We start from the raw sequence: 20,818 nt of genomic DNA, 5'->3' as shown, positions 1-20,818 counted from the left end.
ACTGCCTGAGACATGTGACAGCGACCGCGTTTCGACGGTCGCCCATGACCTTCAGTGCTCCACTCAAGCTTTCGCGCGTTCTAAGGACCGATCCATGGCAGAACTGACAGCCGACCCGACGCCGACGAACCGATCGGGGGAGGCGTCGTCCAAGGACGGCGCGAACCCCGCCGACACACTGAAAGTCATCCGGGCGGCGATCCTCGGGACCGTCGTCGAGTACTACGACTTCGGCATCTACGGCTACATGGCCACCCTTCTCGCGGCGCACTTCTTCGTCGAGAGCGACCCGAACTCGGCACTGCTCTCCACCTTCGCCGCGTTCGCGGTCGCGTTCTTCCTCCGGGCGCCCGGAGGCATCCTCTTCGGCCACATGGGCGACAAGTACGGCCGCAAGAAGGCGCTCACCTGGACCATCCTGCTGATGGCCGTCGCCACCACCGGCATCGGGCTGATCCCCTCGTACGCCACGCTCGGCATCTGGGCGACCTGCCTCCTGGTGCTGTGCCGCTGCCTCCAGGGCTTCGCGGCCGGCGGCGAACTCGGCGGCGCTAACGCCTTCGTCTCCGAACACGCCCCGGCACACCGGCGCGCGTTCCACACCTCGTTCGTCAACACCGGCACCTACCTCGGCTCGCTGGTCGCCTCACTGGTCGCACTGCTGCTGACCTCGGCCGTCAGCGAGGACACCCTGCACGACTGGGCCTGGCGCATCCCCTTCCTCCTCAGCGCGGTGATCGGCCTGATCGGCCTCTACATCCGCCGCCAGCTGCCGGAGACCGAGCAGTTCGAGGCCGTCCAGGAGAGCGACTCGGTCGAGGTGGCGAAGTACCCCATCGCCGACGTCTTCACCCACGCGTGGCGCCAGATCGTGCTGGTCATCTTCCTCGGGGCGCTGATCGTCGGCGGCTACTACGTGGCCGGCGTGTACGCCGCCAGCTACCTCCAGACGGAAGGGGGACGCTCGGCCGACTTCGCGTTCACCTCCACGTGCATCGCCATGGTCGCCGCGGTGATCAGCCTGCCCATCGCCGGATACGTCGGCGACCGCGTCGGCCGCCGGCCCGTGTTCTTCTTCGGAAGCGGCGTCACCGCCCTCATCTCCCTCCCGGCCTTCATGGTGATGCGCGACGGCAGCCCCGTGGCCGCCGTCCTCGCCCAGTGCTCGCTGACCTTCTTCATCGGCCTGGTCAACGGCGTCTCCTTCGCCGCCTACGCCGAGATCTTCCGGGCGCGCTACCGCTACAGCGGCATCGCGATGAGCAACAACGTCACCAACATGGCGCTGGGAGGCACAGCCCCCTTCATCGCCACGCTCCTGATCAGCACCACCGACAACAACCTGGCACCGGCGGGCTACCTCATCGCCACCGCGCTCATGACCTTCGTCGCCACCTTCTTCCTCAAGGAGACCCGCGGAACGGAGCTGCAGCTGTGAACCGCACACCGACCGGCCGACGCAGGTTCGAAGGCTCCGCGGTCGTGGTCACCGGCGCCGCCGGGGGCCTGGGCCGGGCCGACTGCCTGGCGCTGGCCTCCGAGGGGGCGCACATCTGGGCCGCCGACATCGACGTGGCCGCCGCCGAGGCGCTCGTCCCCGAACTCGCGGCGGCCGGCGGTTCGGGGCAGGCCGTCCACCTGGACGTCGCCGACGCCGGCTCCTGGAGTGCGCTGGCCGACGCGGTGGACGCCGCCGGGCCGCTCCACGGCCTGGTCAACAACGCCGGCGTCAGCCTGCGCGCGGGCATCGCCGACACCACCGTCGAACAGTGGCAGCGCGTCATGGACATCAACCTCTCCAGCGTCTTCTACGGCCTCAAGACGCTCACCCCCGCTCTCGCGCGAGGGGCCGAGGACGGCGGCGCCGCGGTCGTGAACGTCTCCTCCATCGCCGGGATGGTCGGCTACTTCTCGGCCACGTACGGCACCAGTAAATGGGGCGTCCGCGGGCTGTCGAAAGTCGGTGCGCTCGAACTCGCCGCGCACGGTATCCGCGTGAACTCCCTGCACCCGGGCCTCACCTCCACCCCCCTGCTCCACCAGGCCCCCGACACCACTTTCGTGGACGAGAGCCTCAGGTCGGTCCCGGCGGGCAGGCTCGCGACACCCCAGGAGATCGCGGGCGTGGTCGCGTTCCTGCTGTCCGACGACGCCACGTACATCACGGGCGAGGAAGTCGTCGTCGACGGCGGACTGACGTCCGGCGGGCTCTACCACCGCATCCTCGCGGGACTGGCCGACAAACCGTGAACCGCCCACCGAGGCCGGCCTGAGGCCGCGCGCCGACGCCCCACGCGCGTCGGCGCCGGTCCGCAACCACCCACACCCCCACTGAAGGAACTCTCATGACCACCACCCAGGCACCCGACGACAACCCCGGCCGTGTCAACTACGACGTCCTCCCCGCGATCAACCCCGAACTGGTCGGCCGTACCGTCGTCGTGACCGGCGCCGGCCGGGGCATGGGCGCCCTCTTCCTCGAAGAGCTGGCACGCCGAGGCGTCAACGGCGTCGGCGGCGACCTCGACCAGGAGGAGATGGCCTCCGTCGCCGAGAAGATCAATGCCCGCCTCGCCGGGACCAGCGGCGCGGGCCGCGTGGTCGGCGTCGGCGCCGACGTCACCGACCCGGCCGCCGGCGACGAGCTGGTCGCCACCGCCCTGCGCGAGTTCGGCCGGCTCGACCTGTGGGTCAACAACGCCGGCGTCTTCCCCCAGGCCGGGTTCACCGACATCACACCCCAGCAGCTCGCACTCACCTACGGCGTCAACGTCAACGGCGTCGTCTACGGCGGGCAGGCGGCCGCCCGCCACTTCCGTACCGTCGGGGGCGGCGCGATCGTCAACATGTCCTCGGTCGCCGCTGTTCGTGCACGGCCGACCCGTGCCTCGTACAACTCCTCGAAGGCCGCTGTGCGGCACCTCACGACCTGTATGGCTGTCGAGCTCGGCCCTGACAACATTCGTGTCAATTCCATCGCTCCGGGCTACATCGACACCGAGATGACGCGCTGGATCCGTGAGGACCGGGCAGCAATGGACCGGGCGCTCACCACGGTCCCGCTGCGCCGGATCGGCGCGCCCATGGAGGTCTTCGCCGCCCTGTACTTCCTCCTCTCGGACAGCGCCCGGTACATCACCGGCATCAGCATCCCGGTGGACGGCGGTTCGCAGCATGTCTGAGTTGCGGGAGGCCGTGTACGACTACGACGTGATCGTGGTGGGGGCTGGTGGGGCGGGTCTGGCGGCTTCGGTTTCGGCTGCCGAGGCGGGCGCACGTGTGTTGTTGCTGGAGTCCGAGGACGAGATCGGCGGGTCTACTCAGCTTTCCGCCGGGCTGCTGACGGCTTCGGCTACCAGTGTCCAGGACAGTCTCGGCGTTGATGACTCGCCGCTGCGTATGTTCCAGCACTACATGGACCTGAACGGCTGGCGGGTGCGGCCTGGTCCTGTTCGGATGTTCTGTGAGGAGTCCAGCGGCACTGTCGAGTGGCTGCTCGGCCTGGGGGTCGAGATACCTGCCCGGGTGTCGCGCAGCGCGCACGAGCCGGGACTGACTCGGGCTGGTGTGGAGGACGTCTGGCGGGGCCATGTCCCCAAGGACCAGGGCTACGGACTGGTGCAGGTGCTCGACAAGGCCCGGGCACGGCTCGGTGTGGATCTGGCTCTTGGTAGCCGGGTGGAGGATCTGGTGGTACGGGACGGTGCCGTCCGTGGTGTCGTCCTGGACGGTGAGGAGGCGACCGCGCCGGCCGTCGTCATCGCCAGTGGCGGTCTCGCGGCCGACGCCGACCTGGTCCGCCGGTTCCTTCCCGACGCCGGGATCGCCGGGGACGCGTTGTTCGTGGTGGCGGCGCCCGGCTCACGGGGCGACCATGTCGGTATTGCTGAGCGGCATGGTCTCGCGCTGTTCGGTCAGGGTTGGGGGTTGCTGTTGGTGACCGCTGAGTTCCAGCGGTATCACCACTGGCAGAGCGGATTCCCGCCCGCTTCGCGTATTCATGTGGGTCTGGACGGTCGGCGTTGCATGGACGAGGACGCCCCGTACGCGGTGAGTCCGGGCATTCTGAAGGATCATGGGGGCTGGGTGTGGTCGGTGTTCGATGACGATGCCCGCTCGTCGCTGGCGCCTGGTTACGCCGACTGGGATGCGGACCGGGTTCTGGAGGAGGTCGCCAAGGGCACCGTTCTGCGTGCCGAGACTCTCGAAGGGCTCGCGGGCCTGATGGGTGTGCCCCCGGATCACTTGACCGCGAGCGTCAGCCGCTTCAACGTCTTGTTCGGCGACGGCATGGACGAGGACTTCCTGCGGCACGAGTCGCTTGCGGCGAAGGGTGTCGATCCGCACCTCGCCCCGATCGCGAAGGGGCCGTTCTTCGCGGTGCGGATGCTTCCCGCTGAGCTGGTCTGTACTCATACCGGCCTTGAGGTGGATTCCCGGACCCGGGTCCTGGGTACCGACGGCCGGGCTCTGCCGGGGCTGTATGCGGCGGGTGAGGCCGCCGGTGGGATCCTCGGCGAACGTTATGTCGGTGGCGGCAACTCCGTCGCCCACGCGCTGGTACTCGGCCGGGTTGCTGGCCGTGAGGCGGCTGCTCGTGCGGCCGCGTCGTCGTCGTGGACCGAGGAGGCCCCCGTATGAGCCGTGCTGATGACCGTTTCGAGATCCAGGATGTCCTGTTCCGGTATGCCCGGGCGGTGGACCGGCTGGATTACGACGCTGTCGCGGCGTGTTACTTCGACGATGCGGTCGATGTCCATGGCGGGTACACGGGTGACGCGGCGGGGCTTGTCGAGGACATCCGTGCCCGGCACCGCACCATTGATTCCTCCCAGCACTTCATTTCCAACGTGCTGGTGGAGTTCACGGGGGAGGACGGTGCCGACGTCGAGTCGTACTGTCTGTGTTTCCTGCGGCAGACAGCCATCGAGCCCGGTGGGGAGCAGGACCTGGCGGTCATCCGCTGCCGGTACGTCGACCGGTTCGAGCGGCGTGACGGTGCCTGGGGTATCGCTGACCGGGTCGTGGTGTTCGATGAGTCGCGCGTGGTCCGGATGGTTGACGGGCTGGCTCCTGGCTGGGTCGCGTCGCGGCGTGACGGGACCGATCCCGTGTACGGCTGGGGGCACCGGAGTCCCGCGTAGGTGGTGTGTGGTGGGGGCGTGCTGTCGTCGGGGCCGGCCGCGCGGGTTGGTGGTCGACTTTCGTCGTGGGCCGTAGCGACGAAGGGTCACTGCGGCGGCCGGCCGGCGGGGTCTAGCGTGGGCGTGTGACTCGTGTGGAATCCATGACCCCCGCAGCATCCGCTCACCCGCCGCAGCCGCAGCCGTCGGTGGGGCCGTCGGTGGGGGTGGGGCCGCGCCGGGTGTTCCGGCCGGCCGTGTTGTGGCGGGCCTTGTCCGCCCCGGGTATGTGGCCTGCGGGGCGGATCGTGGGGGAATCGGCGCTGTCCTTGCTGTTGATGCTGGTGGTGGTCGGTTTCGGGCTGCTGGGTGACAGGGGTGCGGCGGAGACCGTCGGTGTCGCGCTGGGGGTGGGGCTGCTGTCGCCGTTGCGCCGGGTGCTGCCCGCGAGCGTGCTGCTGGTGACCGTGGCCGGTTCTGTCGTGCTGCCGGGTGCGGGCCCGCTGGTACTGATCGCCGCGTGGTCGGCCGGCCGGCGGATCGGGGGCCTCGGCAGGGCGGCCGGTGTTTTCGCCCTCGCCTACGGTCTGGCACTGGGGCTGTCCGTGGTGTGGGAGGGGGCGCTGCTCTCGCCGTCGCTCCTGGTCTTCAGCGGGTTGTGGCTGCTGGTCTCGCTGATCGTGCCCGGTCTCGCCGGACGTTATTGGTCGCAGCGGCGGACGCTGGCCGACACCCTGGACGAGTACCACGCCCAGCTTGTCCGCGAACGCGTGATGGTGGCGGGGCATGCCCGGATCCGTGAGCGTCAGCGTATCGCGCAGGACATGCATGACAGTCTCGGCCACCAGCTCGCGCTGATCGCGGTCCACACGGGCGCACTGGAGGTCGACCAGGGGCTGTCGGGACGGCAGCGGGAGGCTGTCGGGGTGCTGCGTCAGGCGTCGGTGGCCGCGATGCACGAACTGCGTGACGTGGTGGGCCTGTTGCGGGACGGTACCGAGGCGCCCGGTCCCGACGGGGCGGGCCCGGACCCGGAGACGGGCGGTGAGGACCCTGGCATGCCGTCACGCGGGGTGGCGGGTATCGACAGTCTGGTGGAGACCTGCCGGAGGGCGGGTACGGCGGTGGAGCTGCGGCGTTCGGGTGAGGTGCGCCCGCTCGCCCCGGCCGCGGACCACGCCGCGTACCGGGTGGTCCAGGAGGGGCTGACCAACGCCCACAAGCACGCGCCGGGTGCTTTGATCACCGTCGGTCTGCGGTACGAGGAGGACTCCGTGGTCGTCGAGGTCACCAACCGCCCGGGGGCGGAACCGGTGCCCGGCAGTGTGGCCAACGGCGGCCAGGGGCTGACCGGGCTGGAGGAGCGGGCCCGGCTCGTCGGCGGCATGGTGCACGCGGGCCGCACGGCCGACGGCGGATTCCGTCTGGCGGGCGTCCTGCCGTACACCTCGCCGGCCCGCGCCCATGCGACGTTCGTCGCTGTCCCGGACGACTTCCGGGCACAGAATTCCGCGGGCTCTTTCGGCGAGATTGACCCTGTCATCGACGGGAACGGTCTTCCGAAGGAGCTGGCCAGGGCAATGAGCAGGAACAAGAGGGGCAGCGGGATAGCCATCGGCTGCGGAGTGGCGGCCCTGATCGCCGTACTGCTGGTGGTTGCGCTGATCGTCGGCGGTGTCTTCCTCTTCCGCGAGGCCGACGAGGCCATGATCGAACCGAAGCAGTACGACGCGGTGACGGTCGGCCAGTCCGAGGCGGAGGTCCGGCGGCAACTTCCCGCCGGGGAGTCCTTCTTGACCAGCGGCGTGGAGAAGGGCGCCCCACCCGTACCGGAGGGGGCCCGGTGCCTCACCCTGCTCTCCACGGAGTTCGGAAGCAGCTGGGACACGGAACCGGTGTTCCGGTTCTGCTTCAAGGACGGCGACCTGGTGGAGAAGAAGTCCTTCGAGGTCAAGAGCTGAGGACGGACGGTGCCCGGCGTCGAGGCGGCCGGCCCGATCGGGGATGATGGTCCGGTGCTCAGAGGTGGAACGCGCTGCGTGGTCTGTTCAGGAGAGTCGTGATCAGGGTTCTGGTGACGGATGACGAGCCGCTGATCCGGGCGGGTATCCGGATGATTCTCTCCTCGGCCAAGGACATCGAGGTGGTCGCCGAGGCGGGGAACGGCCGTGAGGCCGTCGAGCTCGTCCGGACCCGGCACATCGACGTCGCGCTGCTCGACATCCAGATGCCGGTCATGGACGGACTGACCGCCCTGGCCGAGCTCGGGCGGGTGGCGCCCCGCGTACAGGTGCTGATCCTGACCACGTTCGGTGAACGGCAGAACGTGCTGCGTGCCCTGAGCGGTGGCAGTGCGGGCTTCGTCCTGAAGGACTCGGCACCCGCGGAACTTCTGCGCGCGGTACGGGCGGCAGCGGCCGGTGAGGCATACCTGTCACCCGGCGCCACCCGGCACGTCGTGGACTCCCTGGCGTCCGGCGGCATGGCCCAGCGCGGGGAGCGGGCCCGCCGCCGACTGGAGAAGCTGACGGACCGGGAGCGCGAAGTGCTGGCCCTGCTGGGTGAGGGTCTGTCGAACGCGGACGCCGGCCGGCGTATCCACATGAGCGAGGCCACGGTCAAGACGTACGTGAGCCGGATCCTCGCCAAGCTGGAATGCGAGAACAGGGTGCAGGCCGCGTTGTTGGCGCGGGACGCGGGGCTGGGGGCCTGACCGCCGGAGTCGCGTCGCACGGGGCGGGGGCGGTGCCGCACGGGGCGGTGACCGGGGCGACGTACGCTCCGTGGCGGCCGTGAATGGTGTGGGCACCGTGGATCGGCGGCCGTGGACCCGGCAGCCGGTCTGGTGGCGCCGGCCTCCTTGGCCCGCAGACGGCGGAAGGCGTTGAGTGCCGGGTCCGGGGCGATCGGGGCGAGCGGCACGGTGGGGTCGTGGACCACGGAGGGCTTCTCGTCGACGGGCCGCCGCCATCCCGAGCCGGTGGGCCGTCGGCAGGAGCGGGCGTGCTCGCTGTGTGGCCGGGAGCCGTCAGGCCGGACGGCGGGACGGGTTCCGTCAGGTCGTGCGCTCGCCTGACGGCTGCTTGCTCAGGAGGTGTTCAGCTGCCTCATACGCTTCTTTCTTCAGTGTCTCGATGGAGACACCCCAGTTCTCGTCCCAGTCCTCCAGATTGCTTGCGCATCCGACGAGTGGCAGCAGGTCGTCGGGATAGCCGAGGTCATAGGCGACATCGGCCCAGATCAGATGGGAGCCGGCGGCGGGATCGAGCGATCCGTTCACGATCCGGCGGGCGATCCAGTAGGCCATCGCCCACTTCGCGGCCCGCGGGTCAGCCGGCGGCTGGAGCCCGAGTTCCTCCAGCACCTGGTTGAAGAGGTCCGGGGCTTTTGGTTCTTCGCTGCGCAAGAGGCCGGCCAGCAGGGCGAGCGAAGGGCTCTCGACCCCGGCCATCAGCGCGTCCAACCCTGCCTGGATGAGACGGTCGGATCCGACGTGCCGGCCGAACGCCCTCTCGAAGGCTATGTGGCTGATCTGGTGGAGAGCGGCGTCGCGATTCATCTCGGTCTTCTCCATCGGTGGGGCGAACAGGTGGAGTCGCGCTGCGTTGCGTTGCTGCCCTGTCTTGTGCCGGGGTGCGCGAGCCCTTGGTTTTTGGTCTTGCCAGGAGGTGCGTGTCAGTGTGCGGTGACGGGGGTGTCTGTCAGTGTGCGGTGACTGAATACGCGGTGAGCGCGCGGTTGCCGCGTGGCTTGGCGGTGGCCCGGAGTACGTCGATCTGGCTCAGGACGAGTTGGCGTACGGGCTCGGGCAGTGTGGTCAGATGCTCCTCTGTTCCGGCCAGGTCGAGGCAGGCGGCGATTTCCCAGTCACCGTCCTGGAGTTCTTCGGTGTCGACCGACCTGCTGCCGTCGGGTGTCCAGCCGGCCTCAGGCAGGAGCCGTAGCAGCCTCTCACGGGAGAGGGGTGTGCGGACGTTGCCCTGGCCATGCGCTCCTGCGGCCTCGATCTGGCCCTGGATCAGCACGGCGAGGAGGTGCGCCAGTTGGTCACCGGACGCGGGTGTCAAGTCCCACTCGGTGAACCATAGTTGCCGCGCCCATGGCCGTGTCCGGGTCAGTGTGTCTCGTAGTTGTTCATGCGATGCGAAGTACCAGGAACAGTGTGCGAGCACCAGGTGGTCAAAGGTGTTTTCGGGGAAGTCCGTTGAGGGGTCGAGGACGTCGGTGCCGAAGCGGAAGTCGATGCGCGGCCCGAGGGGGCCCGCGGTGAGCCGGGCTGCTGACTCTCCGAGCGTTACCGGCGCCCCGTAGGAGGGCTCGGCCACGTCGACGGCCACCACGCGCCCTTCGGGACCGGCCGCCTCTGCCAGGACGGCGGTCATGTCGCCCTGGCCGCAGCCCAGTTCGAGGATGGTTGAACCTGGCGCGATGTGCCAGCTCGCCACGAGCGCGGTGCGGTGGCGAGTCTGGGACAGCTGGCTGTCCGGGCTGTGATCGGCGGCGGCCATGCCGGCCGCGAGCGAGGGGGCCTTGGTACGAAGATCGGAGAGATTCACGAAGTCCTTGGTGAGAGTCGACGGGTCGGCGGCGATCGTGGCGAACGCCAGTGAGCTCTCGCCCGGGCCGGAGACCCCGGTGAACACGGTCAGCCGGCGCTTGGGCAGGGCGATGCTGACGTCCTTGAGATTATGCTGGCGCGCACCGTGCACACGGATCAGGTCGTGGCTGTCGGCTGCGTGGGACACGGCGGAGGACGTGGCGGAGGGGTGGGGCATGCTCCTGTTTCTCCAAGGCTGTGGTGCGGCCGGAGTGGTGGTACGGCGGTGGCGCGGCCGGAAGCGGTCCCCGGCCCCGACGGGGGACCGGGGCCGGGCATGTCAGCGGCTGAGGTCGCGGAACCTCTTGACCGCGAGCGGGAAGAAGATCGCGACCAGGAGTACCGGCCAGGCCAGTGCGAGGAGTTCCGCGTGGGCCGCGGCCCAGGAGTCGCCGGCCGTGCCCGGGTTGCCGAACAGGCCCCGTACCGCGGTGGCCGTCGCCGACATCGGGTTCCACTCGACGACCGTGCCGAGCCAGGCGGGCATCGAACCGGGCGTGGCGATGGCGTTGGAGAGGAAGGCGACCGGCCAGACCAGGATCTGCACGGCCTGCACCAGCTCCGGCTTGCCCGCGACCATCGCGAGATGGATACCGATCCACAGCATCGCGAACCGCAGCAGGAGCAGCAGGCCCACCGCTCCCATGAAGGAGACGAATCCGTTGTTCCAGCGCCAGCCGATCGCAGTTCCGACGCCGGTCATCACCGCCAGAGCGACCACTGACTGCAGCATGTCGGCGATGCTCCGGCCGACCAGGATCGAGCCGGAGTTCATCGGCATCGAGCGGAACCGGTCGATGACCCCCTTGCCGAGGTCCTGGGTGACCGAGAGCATGGTCGCCTCAAGACCGAAGGCCATGGTCATGGTGAGCATACCGGGCACCAGGTAGGACGTGAAGTCCCCCTCGATGCCCTTGCCGCCGCCGATCAGGAAGCCGAACATCAGCAGCATCATCACCGGGAAGACCAGCCCGACGATCACCTGCACGGGCTGGCGCGCCCAGTGCGCCAGTTCGCGCCGGGTCATCGTCCAGGAGTCGGCGAGCGCCCAGCTCAGCTTCGAACCCGTCCCGTGCGTCGTGTCCACCCGGGCCGTGGTCACACCATGGGCCGTGGTCATGCGGCCTCCTCCTTCGTCAAGTGCATGAAGACCTCGTCGAGGGTCGGCCGGCGCACGGCGATGTCCTCCGCCTCGATGCCGGCCTCCCGCAGCGCCCGTACGGTCTCGGTCAGGGCCGCCATCCTGTTGCTGATCGAGGCACTGACCATCCGCCGGTCCTCGTCCTTGTCCACGTCACCGGGCAGCAGGGCGGCGGCGCGCTCCAGCTGTGCCACGTCGTGGAGGATGACGTCGATGCGGTCGCCGCCGGTCTTGGTCTTCAGCTCGTCGGCCGTGCCCTCGGCGATGACCCGCCCGTGGTTGATCACCGCGATCTGGTCGGCCAGCTGGTCGGCCTCCTCCAGGTACTGCGTGGTCAGCAGTACGGTCGTACCGCCGCCCACCAGGGAGCGCACAGCGTTCCACACCTCGGTGCGGCCGCGGGGGTCGAGCCCGGTGGTGGGCTCGTCCAGGAAGAGCACCTGCGGCCGGGAGATCAGGGACGCCGCCAGGTCCAGGCGCCGCCGCATGCCGCCGCTGTACTGCTTGATGGCTTTGTTGCCGGTGTCGGCGAGGCCGAACTGTTCCAGCAACTCGGCCGCCCGTGCCCCGGCACGCCGGCCGCCGAGGTGGTGGAGGCGGCCGAACATCTCCAGGTTCTGGCGGCCGCTGAGCTCCTCGTCGACGGCGGCGTTCTGGCCCAGCAGCCCGATCTGAGAGCGCACCTCGTCGGCTCGTGTACGCACGTCGATGCCCGCCACCTCGACGCGTCCCTCGTCGGCGCGCAGCAGCGTGGACATGATGCGTACGGCCGTGGTCTTGCCGGCGCCGTTGGGGCCGAGGATCCCCTGGACGGTTGCGGCCCGCACCGTGAGGTCGAGCCCGTCGAGAGCCTGCTTGTCCTTGTACCTCTTGTGCAGACCTTCGACGACGATCGCCAGATCGCGGTCAGACAAAGCACCCTCCTTCACCAGTGGACAAATTTGACTAGTTGGCGTCACGGTAGAGCGCCGCCGCCGTCAGGTCAAACTTGATTAGTCGCACTGAAGGTACCGTAGGCGTGCAGCTAGTCAAACTTGGATAGAGCTGATCTGGGCACAACTGCGGTACGACGAGAAGGGAATGCCCATGTCCGGTGGCGGTGGGCGAATCCCGGCGCGAGTACGGTGTCGCGGTGGTGTCCCACCACCTCGTCTGTACCCAACCGCACGGAGACCACGAGCCGGGTGCTCCTCGACAGCCTGCGGACACCGGGTACGCACGTCACCGACCTCACCGACCTCATCGACGTCACCGACTTCGTCGGGCGTATCGGGTACCCGAACTGGACTGCTTCCGCCTGCTCGTCGACACCCCCACCACCCGACCTCTGTCATGCCGCGCGGTGCCGGAGCGCGGGCGCACGCATCTTGGCACATACGTCCGCGTCGCCAGCGTGCTTCATCCGGTTCGCACACGATCGGTGATGCGCCCTCAGTTCATGCAGGAAGGGGGCCGGTTGGGAGGGCCAGGGCGCGCGTCACGGATCGCGGCCCGCAGCCGGGCCGCGCTCTTCGCGTACGAGGGCGCGTCGAGTACCTGTGCCGTCGGCTTGCGTAGTTCGGCCAGGCGCAGCAGTGGACCGGCGCCGGGCACGCGTAGTCCAGGCGCAGTCCGGCGCCGAACCGCTCGATCGGCTCCGCCTGCGGGTGGACGTTCCACAGGTTGCCTCGGGCCGACGTCCGAGGCAACGCCGTGCTGTGTGCCAGCACGTTCTGTGGTGTTGAAGCAGCCCTGGTACGCGCTCGCGGAACGGGGGCGGGAGCAGCGTGCCCAGTGGCACGAGGTCCACCGCCCGCACGCTCCCGGGGGCCCGCCCGGTCTTGGCCGCCAACCCGGCGTCGAGGGCCACCGCCTCGGCGTCCGGCTCGCGGAGCGACTCCAGGAGGGCCGGTACGGAGGCCTGCCCGCCGCCCGTCACCTCGCGGAAGGGGACAGCCCGAGGGCGACGGCCCCGGCGCCTGGTCGGCGGCTCGCGCAGCCACTCAGACACCACGGACCGCCGGTCGTGGAGGCGTGACGGGCGGGTGGCCACGGCAGGCCGGTGGGCAAGCGCAGCAAGGCACGGGTGGAGCGGTGGTCCATCGGCCGGTCACCAAGACCTCCGTGAACCCGCTGCCGTACCGGGTCGCTGTCCGGCCGAGCCCTTCGGCGAGCGGGGCCCTCCCGCTGCTGTGGGGGCCACACGGCGGGTGGAGCCGAGTGCCGTTCCCGCGTCGCGCCTACCGGGTCGAGTCGGTGGAGGAGGCGCGCGCGTGGCCAGCCCGGAGGCAGGCGCGGCGACCGCCCTGCGCATCATCAGCGTGTCCCAGACCACCAGGTCGGGCGCCGCCACTGGCTCAGCGCCGCCAGGCCGTCCACAGTCTCCTCCGCCGAGAAGTCCTGGAAGGCGGCCGAGGCCACCCACCGGGAGGCTGCCGCCCACCGCACGCCGGTACGTCCCGTACGCCGGTACGTGCTGGGGCCTGTCGTCAGCGGGCGGGTAGCCAGGCCTCGTCGTCGGTGGCATGGGCCAGGACGCGCTGCAGGAGACTGCGCAGGGTCTCGGCTTCGTCCGGGGCGAGAGCGCCGAGCAGTTCCGTCTCCACCCGCTCCAGCGGCCCGTCGATCCGGGTCAGCAGATAGTGCGCGGTATCGGTGATCTCCAGCCGACGTGAACGCTCGTCGGCCCCGGGGCGGCGGCGCACATGGCCGGCCCGGACGAGTTCGCTGACCAGTTGGTGTACCGACTGCCGGGCGATGCCCAGCTGACGGGCCAGCTCCGCCATGGTCAGCTCGGGTTCGAGCGAGAGCTGGGCGAGCAACCCGTACTGGCGCACCGTCAGACCGTATGCCGCCAGCCTCTCGTCCACCCGGCGCGTCGCGACGGTGCTCGCCACGGCTAAGAGATAAGGGACGTGTGTCCTCAAGGCGGTGCCCTCCCAACAATCGCAGCCCGTGATCTTCTCGCCCCGACCGTATGACACGTGCCGTATGGCGTGCGCCCGGCCCGGTCCGGTGGGCGATGGGCGTCCACCATCCGTTCCAGGACCAGGACGGTCCCGGCGAGCATCGACGTACCGAGTTATCTCGGTGCGCCCCCGGGGCCGCGGCACGTGCGGACGACGAGTCGTCCAGGCCCCGCGCCAGCCTGGAGACCGCCGGGACGCACCTACAGGAAGAAGAATCCCGGAACGAGACGTACACGTGCTCGTTCACACTGGTGGCCACCGGCGATGACGACGTCGAACAGACGGTGCTCCCGGGGCCGGTCCGGTCAGGTACCCGGGGTTGCTCTGATCCCCGACCGGTGCCGTGAGCCAGGGCTCGGTCAGCGCCGGCTTGTCGGAGAGGTCCAAACCCAGGACGGTGCCCCCGGGGAGTCGCGCTTCGGCCTCACCGTGGCCCGCTCGCTCGGCAGGGACGGCCTGCGGATCTTCCTCCGCGCGCGGCACACCGTCGCCGTGACCGCCGAACTCCAGCGCGAAGAGAGTCCCGACGCCGGCGGGCGGAGTCGCGACGTCCGCTCCACCGAGCAGGTGGACGCCGCCGCCGTCCGGTACGGCCCGGTCGACGTCCTCGTCAACAACACCGGACGCCAACAGGGGAGGGAGGCCCCACCGCCCACCGACGGACACGACGGACTGACGGACAAGCTCCGGCTCGACGCCGTCGACACCAACCTCCACAGCGTGTTCCGGGTGACCCGGGCCGCACCGGCCACCCAGGGGCAAGGCATGCCGGAGAACGCCCGGGAACGCATCACCGACATCCCCTCCACGGGCCGGAAGCACGGCATCGTACTCACCACCCCGCACCCTCTATCCGGCCTCCAAGCACGGCGTCGTCGGCTTCACCAAGGCCCCCGGACCGGAACGGGCCGACACCGGCAACACGGTCAACGCCCGCCGCCCCCGGATACGCCAAGACACATAACCACAGCAGACCCGCGCGAAATACGCGGCGGCGTAGGACACCACGACCGACACGGTCCCCGAACGGTTCCACACGAAGACCCCGCTCGGCCGCCGCACCACCCCCAAGAGGTGGCCGGCCCGATCGGCTACCGGACCACCGACACGGCCCCGCCCAACACCGCCCAAGCCCTCAACGTCTGCGGCTACCTCGGCTACCACTGACCCCGGGGAGCGCGAGGGCTCCCGCACGTCCCCGTCCCAATGGCCCCAGCGACACCGGCCGCGGGGGAATGCCCCAGCCCCACACCAGCCCCGGTCACGCCAGGCCGACATCCGATCCGGTCACGTCCGGGTCCGGATCCGCAGGCCTTCCCTTGAGTTCATGGAACCCAGGGATCCCGGCCACCAACACCGTCCCGTCCCACAGCCGCCCCGCCTCCTCCCCCTTCGGTACGCGGGAGACCACCGGCCCGGAGAACGCCGACAGAGGACGGTACGGCTGCGCCGGATCCCCGACCGCCACCACCGGCGTCCCGGCCCCGGGCCCCAGGAGCCGTACAGCCTCCGCGTGCGAAGCCCGCAGCTCCTCGTCATAGACGGTGGACGTACCGGCCGCCGCCAGCTCCGGCGGCAGACCCGCGTGGGCCAGTGCCAGGACCGGATCGTTGATCCACCTCCCGGCCCTCCCGCCACCCCCGCCGGGGGAGCCGAGACCGGCCCACAAGGAAGCATGGAAGCGACCCAGGGCCTCGTGCCCATGATGATGCCGGACGGCGGCACCGATCCGAACAGGCACCATCAGATACCCCCCACGGTCGCCCTCGCAATCACCGTCCCCGTCCTCGTTGAGGAGGGCCAGGCTCATCAGGTGCCAGCGCGGCTCCAGCGGACGGACACGGGCAGCCTCCCGCAACCAGCGGGCGGTCAGCCAGCTGTACGGGCAGGCCGGGTCGAACCAGACGTCCACGATGCGGAGTTCGGGACACGAGGTAACCCGGAGGGCTTCAGCAGTCACGGTGCGGTGCTCCTTCGCGCACGGAGCCGTACAGAGTCGTACGGCGGCGGTGGATGGCGGTGGCGGTGGTGGATGGCGACGGCAGCGGGCGGATGCGGCGGCCGGCACGTCACACGGAGGCATCGCGCATGCCCCGGATACCCGCGACAACCCCCAGCACCGCGACAGCCGTCGCCGCGAGCCCCCCGTACAGCACGCTCGTCTCGGCGAACCGGCCGTCGAACAGCGCTCGTTCGGCCTCGACCACATAGGTCGCGGGGTTGACCCGGCTCAGGACATGCAGCCAGGTGGGGGCCGAGCCCCGGGTGATGGGCAGCAGAACACCGGAAAGCAGCAGCAGCGGGAAGAAGAGCATCTGCTGCACCCCGTAGAACAGGGTCTGCCGCCCACGGGAACGGAGCGCCAGGGCGAAGGAGAGCGCGCCGATCCCCACCCCGAAGAACATCAGCAGCACCAGGCCCGCCAGGGCGCCGAGCGGCCGGAGCCGGAAACTGCTCGGCAGCAGCAGAACCAGGATCAGCACAGCCTGTGCCAGCAGGATCACAACCTCCTTGAGAACCCGCCCCACCAGCATCGCGGCCCGATTGAGCGGGGTCACGAGCATCCGCTCGAAGGCCCCCGAAGACATCTCGTTGAGCAGCGAAGCCCCGGCCCCGGCAGTGGCGGAGAGAGCCAGCAGGACGAGCATGCCCGGCGCGAACCACTGCCAGGAGGAGCCCGTGCCCGTGTTCCCGCCCACGCGGCTCATGCCGGAGAGGCCAGAAAGCAGCGGAGCGAAGAGGGCGAGGAACAGAAAGGGCAGCAGCATGGTGAAGAGAAGTCCGGCCGGCCGCCGCAGCTCGGGCCCAACTCGCGGGCGAACGCGGTACGGGTGTCATTGAGCACCTTCATGGTCAGACCCCGTCCCGCGTGGCGGTCACAGCGGTGACATCAGCGCTCTCCCGCAAGGTGCGCCCGGTCAGGCCGAGAAAGACGTCGTCGAGGGTGGGACGGACGAGCCGGGCGGTCAGCGCCCGCACCCCCGCCACCTCCAGGATCCGTAGCAGGAACGGGAGCTCGGCGTCCCCGTGCGGGGTGCGCACCCGTACCTCGGTGCCCTCGGCGGTGACCTCATGGACGGTGGGCAGGGCGCGGGCCAGCTCGACGGCCCGCCCGGCGTCGGCGCGGCCGGCGGTCCCCAGGATGATGTGGTCGCCGGCCAGGCCGGCCTTGAGCTTCTCGGGGGAGTCGTCGGCGATCACCCGGCCGTGGTCGACCACCATCACCCGACGGGCCCACAGGTCCGCCTCCTCCAGATAGTGGGTGGTGAAGACGATCGTCGTGCCCAGCTCCTTGTGCAGCCGCAGCACGTGCTCCCAGACATGGGCGCGACTGTGCGGATCCAGCCCGGTGGTGGGCTCGTCCAGGAAAAGGACTTCCGGCTCGTGAACCAAGGCCATGGCGATGTCCAAACGGCGGCGCTGCCCGCCCGAAAGCGTCCCCACCGTCCGCTTGGCCAAGCCCTCCAGTTCGAGCGCGGCCAGCAGACACTCCGCCCGGATACGGGACTTTGTACGGCTCAGACCGTACGCGCGGCCCTGCGTGATCAGCTCGTCGCAGACGCCGAAGGTGCTGCCGGCGCTGCTCCCCTGGCCGAGGTAGCCGATGCGGTGGCGGACCCCGGACGCGTCGGTCAGCACGTCGTGCCCGGCGACGACGGCGGTGCCCGAGGTCGGCGGGAGCAGAGTGGTCAGCATCCGCAGACTGGTGGTCTTCCCGGCGCCGTTCGGACCGAGGAACGCGACCACGGAACCGGCTTCGACGTCGAGGTCCAGGCCGCGCACGGCCTCGACGGTCTCTCCTCCGGCGCGGAAGCTGCGGGTGAGCCCGCGGGTGTGAATCATGAGTTCTCCCGTACGGGGTTCATGGGGGCGAGCCAGCTGGGTTCCCGGCCCGAGCCAGAATCGGCCGACCCGATTCAGGGCAGGGCAAGGCAGGCTGAGGAGAAGTCAGGCGCTCTGAGCCCTTGACTTCTTCGAGCTTAGAAGCGCTAATAACGTCTTTGTCAGCACCCCTGACAGTCCCGACGCGCTCTTCGAACCACCCCGCCCCACGACCGGGCCGTCAAACCGCTTCCGGCCCGCCAAATACCACCCCACCAGCACGACACCACCGACCTGTCGACGAGGACACCGACACTGACGACCTGCAAGGTGATCAGCCTCGGGCCGGACGGCAAAGCCGAAGACCCAATTGGCGCGACTCACAGAAGGCCACTGGAACTCCCGGCGCTCTCCTCCACGCCCCCGCCACCACCTCCACCAGGCCGACGGAACCGAGGCCCCAGGGACCCGCGGTGCTTGGAGCCGGACGACCCCCGCTACACGAACCCTCATCACCCGTGGGCACAACGGCCACTTCACCGACTCCACGGACGCCGTGCACCTGGCCGACTCCGCGGGGCAGGTGGCCCACGCGGTAGAGGATGCGGCCCACGCCCACCGGCACGTCACCGTCCGCAACGGCCGTCCATCCCGAGCGCACCCTTGAACTCCTGACGGCGATCCTGGGAGAAAAGCACTTGATCACACCTACGAACAATGCGACTTCCCTACAAACAATGCGGAAGCCGCATTAATTGTCTAGGGTGTTACCCATGATGAGCACCGAGGAGACGCTCCGTCTCACCGTCGCCGCACTCATGCAGCTCACCCGCGAACGACAGCCCGACGTGGCCGCCGCTATCGGCCTGACGCAGCCCCAGCTCAGCCGCCGCCAGAACGGAAAAGCAGGCTGGACCCTGACCGACTGCGACCGTCTCGCCGCCCACTGGGGCATGCCCACCCTCGACCTCCTCGCCGGGCCCACACACGCCGCTGAGCGCCTGCCCGCCGACCGCCGCCCCACCACCGGCATACAGACCACCGCCCCCACCCAGCTCCCGCCCGCCGCCCCACCGCCCCCCACCACACAGCCCCGCCTCCCAACTCGCCCCCACCCACCCCCCGCCGCGCCGCCCCGACCGGACCACTGCCCGACCTCATCCGCGACCGTGTCACCGCCGCCCTGAGCGAGGCGGGCGGCGACGCCGAAACCGCGCAAGCCGCCCTGATCAAAACCGCGGTGCCAGACGTGATGAAGTTGTTTGCAGCCTCCCGCGTCGGCGGCCGGTACGAGCACAGCGAGTTCCCCCCCACCGCCGACATCCTCCGGAAGCGGTCCCAGAAGGGAGCTGACGAAATCTGGGAGGGCCGGCCCAAGTGGCGCTCCACCGACCTCCACCGCGCCGCCCGCGCAGGCCACATCACCATGGACGTAACCGCCCTGGACATGAACGCCGCGTACCTCAGCGCGCTCAAGACCTGGCTCCCCATCGGCAAGTTGGTGCACTCCGAGGGCAACCACCACGACCCCAAACGCAGCGGCGTACACCTGGTCGACCCAGGAGAGTGGAGCACCCCCGATCTGCCGTCCCCACTGGGGGCGCGACAACAGCCGGGACCACTCTGGATCACCGAGCCCACTCTCCGGGCACTCATCCGGTGCGCCAAAATGGACCTCTGCAACGCGCCAAAAATCATGGAATCATGGACCTCCGGAGCTTCCGAAGGGCTTTTGGAGAAAATGCGACGCGCCCTCGCCACCGTAAGGGATGAGGCAATCGCAAATAACGACTCAGTGACCACAGAATATATCAAGTCCATGTATTCTAAGTTCGTCTCCACAATCGGAGAGAGTGCAGCGAACCGCGAAATTCGACGGCCGGACTGGATGCACACCATCCGTAGTCAGGCATTCGTGAATCTATGGCTCAAAGCACACAAGGCACATAAAGCCGGCCTCACCGTTGTACAGATGAGCGGCACGGACGAATTGCACGTGTCCGGCGCCTGGAGGGAAGTCTTTCCCGAAGGGCGTGGGCTCAGCCAGGTAAAGGCTAAGAACGTCTACACACTGGGAGGGAATGAGTGACGACCGGCGCAAGTGACCTGTGGGGCGAATTCGGAAAATACCACGCACAGGGCCAGAAAGGCGCAGAAGCGTTGGGCGCGGAGATTGAGCGCATCGCCCGTAAGGGCGGAATCTCCTCGCCCGTGACCAGCTCACGCGGCCTGCGAGCGCGACTGCGGTACCTCGACAGCGAGGCCGGCCGCCGCGCCCTCGCCGAACACGGCGTCTCTGAGCGCCTGCGCCGTGCTTGGGAGGGCGGACGCACCCCCAGCCGCGCCAAGCTGGCCGCCGTCGACGCCGCGTACTGGGATCGGCGTCGGGCAAACCTGATTCGGTCAGGCGCGCTGAAAAGGCTCCTCGATAACGATGGCCGCGGGCGCCGAATCGAAATTCACCCCGTGGATCAATCCACAGTTCCGGAAAAGCGGAAGCGCGTCGTGGAGCAGCGCACCGTGACTGCCCGCTACATCTGGAACGATGCGGTTTCCGCATGGGCGTCCGGTGATCTCGATACCCTCGATGAAATCTGGGACGACGTGATCTCGGATCTGGATTCCGACTATGCGGCGTACGCATACGTTGGATCGATCGGAATCAGTGCATAGCATTAAAGAGGGCCGGTGCAGCAGATTTCTGCTGGACCGGCCCTCTTTCCATTTTTCGGGTGCTTATTTGGATCCGGTGCACTCACACCGGGAAGAGTCAGTCAGTAGGGCCGCCAGCACGTACCCGCACGGGCTCCCGCCCGGCTGCCAGGGCAGGAGCCCGCGCGGTGGCTTTCGGCTTCTGGCGCGGGCTGGTAGCGAAAGAACGCCTTATCGCTTACAAGCATTCAAAACCCTCGATCACGTTCCGATTGATTTTTCATAGCTGGCAATTTGGTATAGACCAGTTGATGGCTCGGAAGGAACCGTCAACTTGAGTACCCATCAGGTAATCGCCGTCTAGCCGTAGTGGCCGGGTGGATGCATGCTGTAAGAGAAGGCGGGACGCCAGGGCAGAGGCATCGGGGCAGCCGGCCTGGTGTTCATCGGCGCCAGGACCACGACCTCATTGCCCGAAACCCGCCTTCCACCAGCGGTTCTCCTGAAGCCGCCGCCGGCCTTCCTAGCCAGCGTG

At 69.1% G+C, this 20,818-nt stretch carries 19 protein-coding genes and 2 pseudogenes; 11 read left to right on the top strand and 10 right to left on the bottom strand.

Annotated elements, in window-relative coordinates; all coding sequences use genetic code 11:
* The first annotated feature begins 94 nt into the window (after nucleotides 1–94).
* From B9S64_RS00100 to B9S64_RS00070, 7 genes are all read left to right on the top strand, one after another.
* A complete protein-coding gene (locus tag B9S64_RS00100) occupies nucleotides 95–1,438 on the top strand; it encodes an MFS transporter (RefSeq protein WP_103490944.1) in 1,344 nt (447 codons plus the stop codon).
* Nucleotides 1,435–2,250: an SDR family NAD(P)-dependent oxidoreductase gene (locus B9S64_RS00095; RefSeq protein ID WP_103490945.1), complete on the top strand. Its 816-nt coding sequence runs from the start codon at nucleotides 1,435–1,437 to the stop codon at nucleotides 2,248–2,250. Before B9S64_RS00100 ends, B9S64_RS00095 begins: the two co-directional genes overlap by 4 nt.
* A gap of 95 nt (nucleotides 2,251–2,345) precedes the next feature.
* On the top strand, nucleotides 2,346–3,182 hold the full coding sequence (locus tag B9S64_RS00090) for an SDR family NAD(P)-dependent oxidoreductase (protein WP_109491925.1): 837 nt from the start codon (nucleotides 2,346–2,348) through the stop codon (nucleotides 3,180–3,182).
* Nucleotides 3,175–4,641, top strand: coding sequence for an FAD-dependent oxidoreductase (locus B9S64_RS00085; RefSeq protein WP_103490946.1), 1,467 nt, complete (start codon nucleotides 3,175–3,177; stop codon nucleotides 4,639–4,641). The genes B9S64_RS00090 and B9S64_RS00085 overlap by 8 nt, the downstream gene beginning before the upstream one ends.
* The gene (locus tag B9S64_RS00080; RefSeq protein WP_103490947.1) at nucleotides 4,638–5,144 is read left to right on the top strand and encodes a nuclear transport factor 2 family protein; all 507 of its coding nucleotides are present in this window, start codon (nucleotides 4,638–4,640) and stop codon (nucleotides 5,142–5,144) included. Before B9S64_RS00085 ends, B9S64_RS00080 begins: the two co-directional genes overlap by 4 nt.
* A 266-nt stretch (nucleotides 5,145–5,410) precedes the next feature.
* The gene (locus B9S64_RS00075; RefSeq protein ID WP_103490948.1) at nucleotides 5,411–7,084 is read left to right on the top strand and encodes a histidine kinase; all 1,674 of its coding nucleotides are present in this window, start codon (nucleotides 5,411–5,413) and stop codon (nucleotides 7,082–7,084) included.
* 98 nt (nucleotides 7,085–7,182) lie between these two features.
* Nucleotides 7,183–7,836, top strand: coding sequence for a response regulator transcription factor (locus tag B9S64_RS00070; protein ID WP_103490909.1), 654 nt, complete (start codon nucleotides 7,183–7,185; stop codon nucleotides 7,834–7,836).
* 342 nt (nucleotides 7,837–8,178) lie between these two features.
* On the opposite strand, the gene B9S64_RS00065 is transcribed toward B9S64_RS00070, so the two are convergent.
* The 7 genes and pseudogenes from B9S64_RS00065 to B9S64_RS00040 all read right to left on the bottom strand — a co-directional run bounded on the left by B9S64_RS00065 (nucleotide 8,179) and on the right by B9S64_RS00040 (nucleotide 13,737).
* Nucleotides 8,179–8,697 (bottom strand): hypothetical protein, encoded by a 519-nt coding sequence (locus B9S64_RS00065; RefSeq protein WP_258037826.1) that lies wholly within the window; start codon nucleotides 8,695–8,697, stop codon nucleotides 8,179–8,181.
* Nucleotides 8,698–8,824: 127 nt separating this feature from the next.
* Complete coding sequence (locus B9S64_RS00060) at nucleotides 8,825–9,679, bottom strand: class I SAM-dependent methyltransferase (protein ID WP_103490919.1); 855 nt, start codon at nucleotides 9,677–9,679, stop codon at nucleotides 8,825–8,827.
* Nucleotides 9,680–9,682: 3 nt separating this feature from the next.
* Nucleotides 9,683–9,898 (bottom strand): annotated as a pseudogene (locus tag B9S64_RS00055) (hypothetical protein); the annotation flags it as partial.
* A 102-nt stretch (nucleotides 9,899–10,000) separates the two neighbouring features.
* A complete protein-coding gene (locus B9S64_RS00050) occupies nucleotides 10,001–10,840 on the bottom strand; it encodes an ABC transporter permease (protein WP_103490911.1) in 840 nt (279 codons plus the stop codon).
* A complete protein-coding gene (locus B9S64_RS00045) occupies nucleotides 10,837–11,775 on the bottom strand; it encodes an ATP-binding cassette domain-containing protein (protein WP_103490912.1) in 939 nt (312 codons plus the stop codon). The genes B9S64_RS00050 and B9S64_RS00045 overlap by 4 nt, the downstream gene beginning before the upstream one ends.
* A gap of 517 nt (nucleotides 11,776–12,292) precedes the next feature.
* A complete protein-coding gene (locus B9S64_RS34275; RefSeq protein WP_181012263.1) occupies nucleotides 12,293–12,454 on the bottom strand; it encodes a hypothetical protein in 162 nt (53 codons plus the stop codon).
* Nucleotides 12,455–13,329: 875 nt separating this feature from the next.
* On the bottom strand, nucleotides 13,330–13,737 hold the full coding sequence (locus B9S64_RS00040; protein ID WP_219818778.1) for a MarR family winged helix-turn-helix transcriptional regulator: 408 nt from the start codon (nucleotides 13,735–13,737) through the stop codon (nucleotides 13,330–13,332).
* 501 nt (nucleotides 13,738–14,238) lie between these two features.
* On the opposite strand from B9S64_RS00040, the pseudogene B9S64_RS35460 reads away from it, so the two are divergent.
* Nucleotides 14,239–14,976: pseudogene (locus B9S64_RS35460) on the top strand (SDR family NAD(P)-dependent oxidoreductase).
* Between the two features lie 94 nt (nucleotides 14,977–15,070).
* Here the strand turns inward: B9S64_RS35460 and B9S64_RS00030 are convergent.
* The 3 genes from B9S64_RS00030 to B9S64_RS00020 all read right to left on the bottom strand — a co-directional run bounded on the left by B9S64_RS00030 (nucleotide 15,071) and on the right by B9S64_RS00020 (nucleotide 17,652).
* Nucleotides 15,071–15,769 (bottom strand): DsbA family protein, encoded by a 699-nt coding sequence (locus B9S64_RS00030; RefSeq protein ID WP_258037827.1) that lies wholly within the window; start codon nucleotides 15,767–15,769, stop codon nucleotides 15,071–15,073.
* A gap of 109 nt (nucleotides 15,770–15,878) precedes the next feature.
* The gene (locus B9S64_RS00025; RefSeq protein WP_219963718.1) at nucleotides 15,879–16,577 is read right to left on the bottom strand and encodes an ABC transporter permease; all 699 of its coding nucleotides are present in this window, start codon (nucleotides 16,575–16,577) and stop codon (nucleotides 15,879–15,881) included.
* An 85-nt stretch (nucleotides 16,578–16,662) separates the two neighbouring features.
* Nucleotides 16,663–17,652, bottom strand: coding sequence for an ATP-binding cassette domain-containing protein (locus B9S64_RS00020; RefSeq protein ID WP_103490915.1), 990 nt, complete (start codon nucleotides 17,650–17,652; stop codon nucleotides 16,663–16,665).
* Between the two features lie 752 nt (nucleotides 17,653–18,404).
* Between B9S64_RS00020 and B9S64_RS34800 the strand changes: the two genes are divergently transcribed.
* Genes B9S64_RS34800 through B9S64_RS00005 form a run of 3 tightly spaced genes read left to right on the top strand, consistent with a single transcriptional unit; the run spans nucleotide 18,405 to nucleotide 20,304 of the window.
* Complete coding sequence (locus tag B9S64_RS34800) at nucleotides 18,405–18,818, top strand: XRE family transcriptional regulator (protein ID WP_258317430.1); 414 nt, start codon at nucleotides 18,405–18,407, stop codon at nucleotides 18,816–18,818.
* A 53-nt stretch (nucleotides 18,819–18,871) separates the two neighbouring features.
* Nucleotides 18,872–19,720 (top strand): dihydrolipoamide S-succinyltransferase, encoded by an 849-nt coding sequence (locus B9S64_RS00010; protein ID WP_258317429.1) that lies wholly within the window; start codon nucleotides 18,872–18,874, stop codon nucleotides 19,718–19,720.
* Entirely contained in the window at nucleotides 19,717–20,304 is a 588-nt protein-coding gene (locus tag B9S64_RS00005) for a hypothetical protein (RefSeq protein ID WP_103489104.1), read from the top strand. Before B9S64_RS00010 ends, B9S64_RS00005 begins: the two co-directional genes overlap by 4 nt.
* Nucleotides 20,305–20,818 lie beyond the last annotated feature (514 nt).

It is taken from the genome of Streptomyces sp. SM18 (genome assembly GCF_002910775.2).
In the GTDB taxonomy this organism is placed as follows: Bacteria; Actinomycetota; Actinomycetes; order Streptomycetales; family Streptomycetaceae; genus Streptomyces; species Streptomyces halstedii.
The sequence above is the reverse complement of the archived record's forward strand: the minus strand, read 5'-3'. Positions and strand labels throughout refer to the sequence as shown.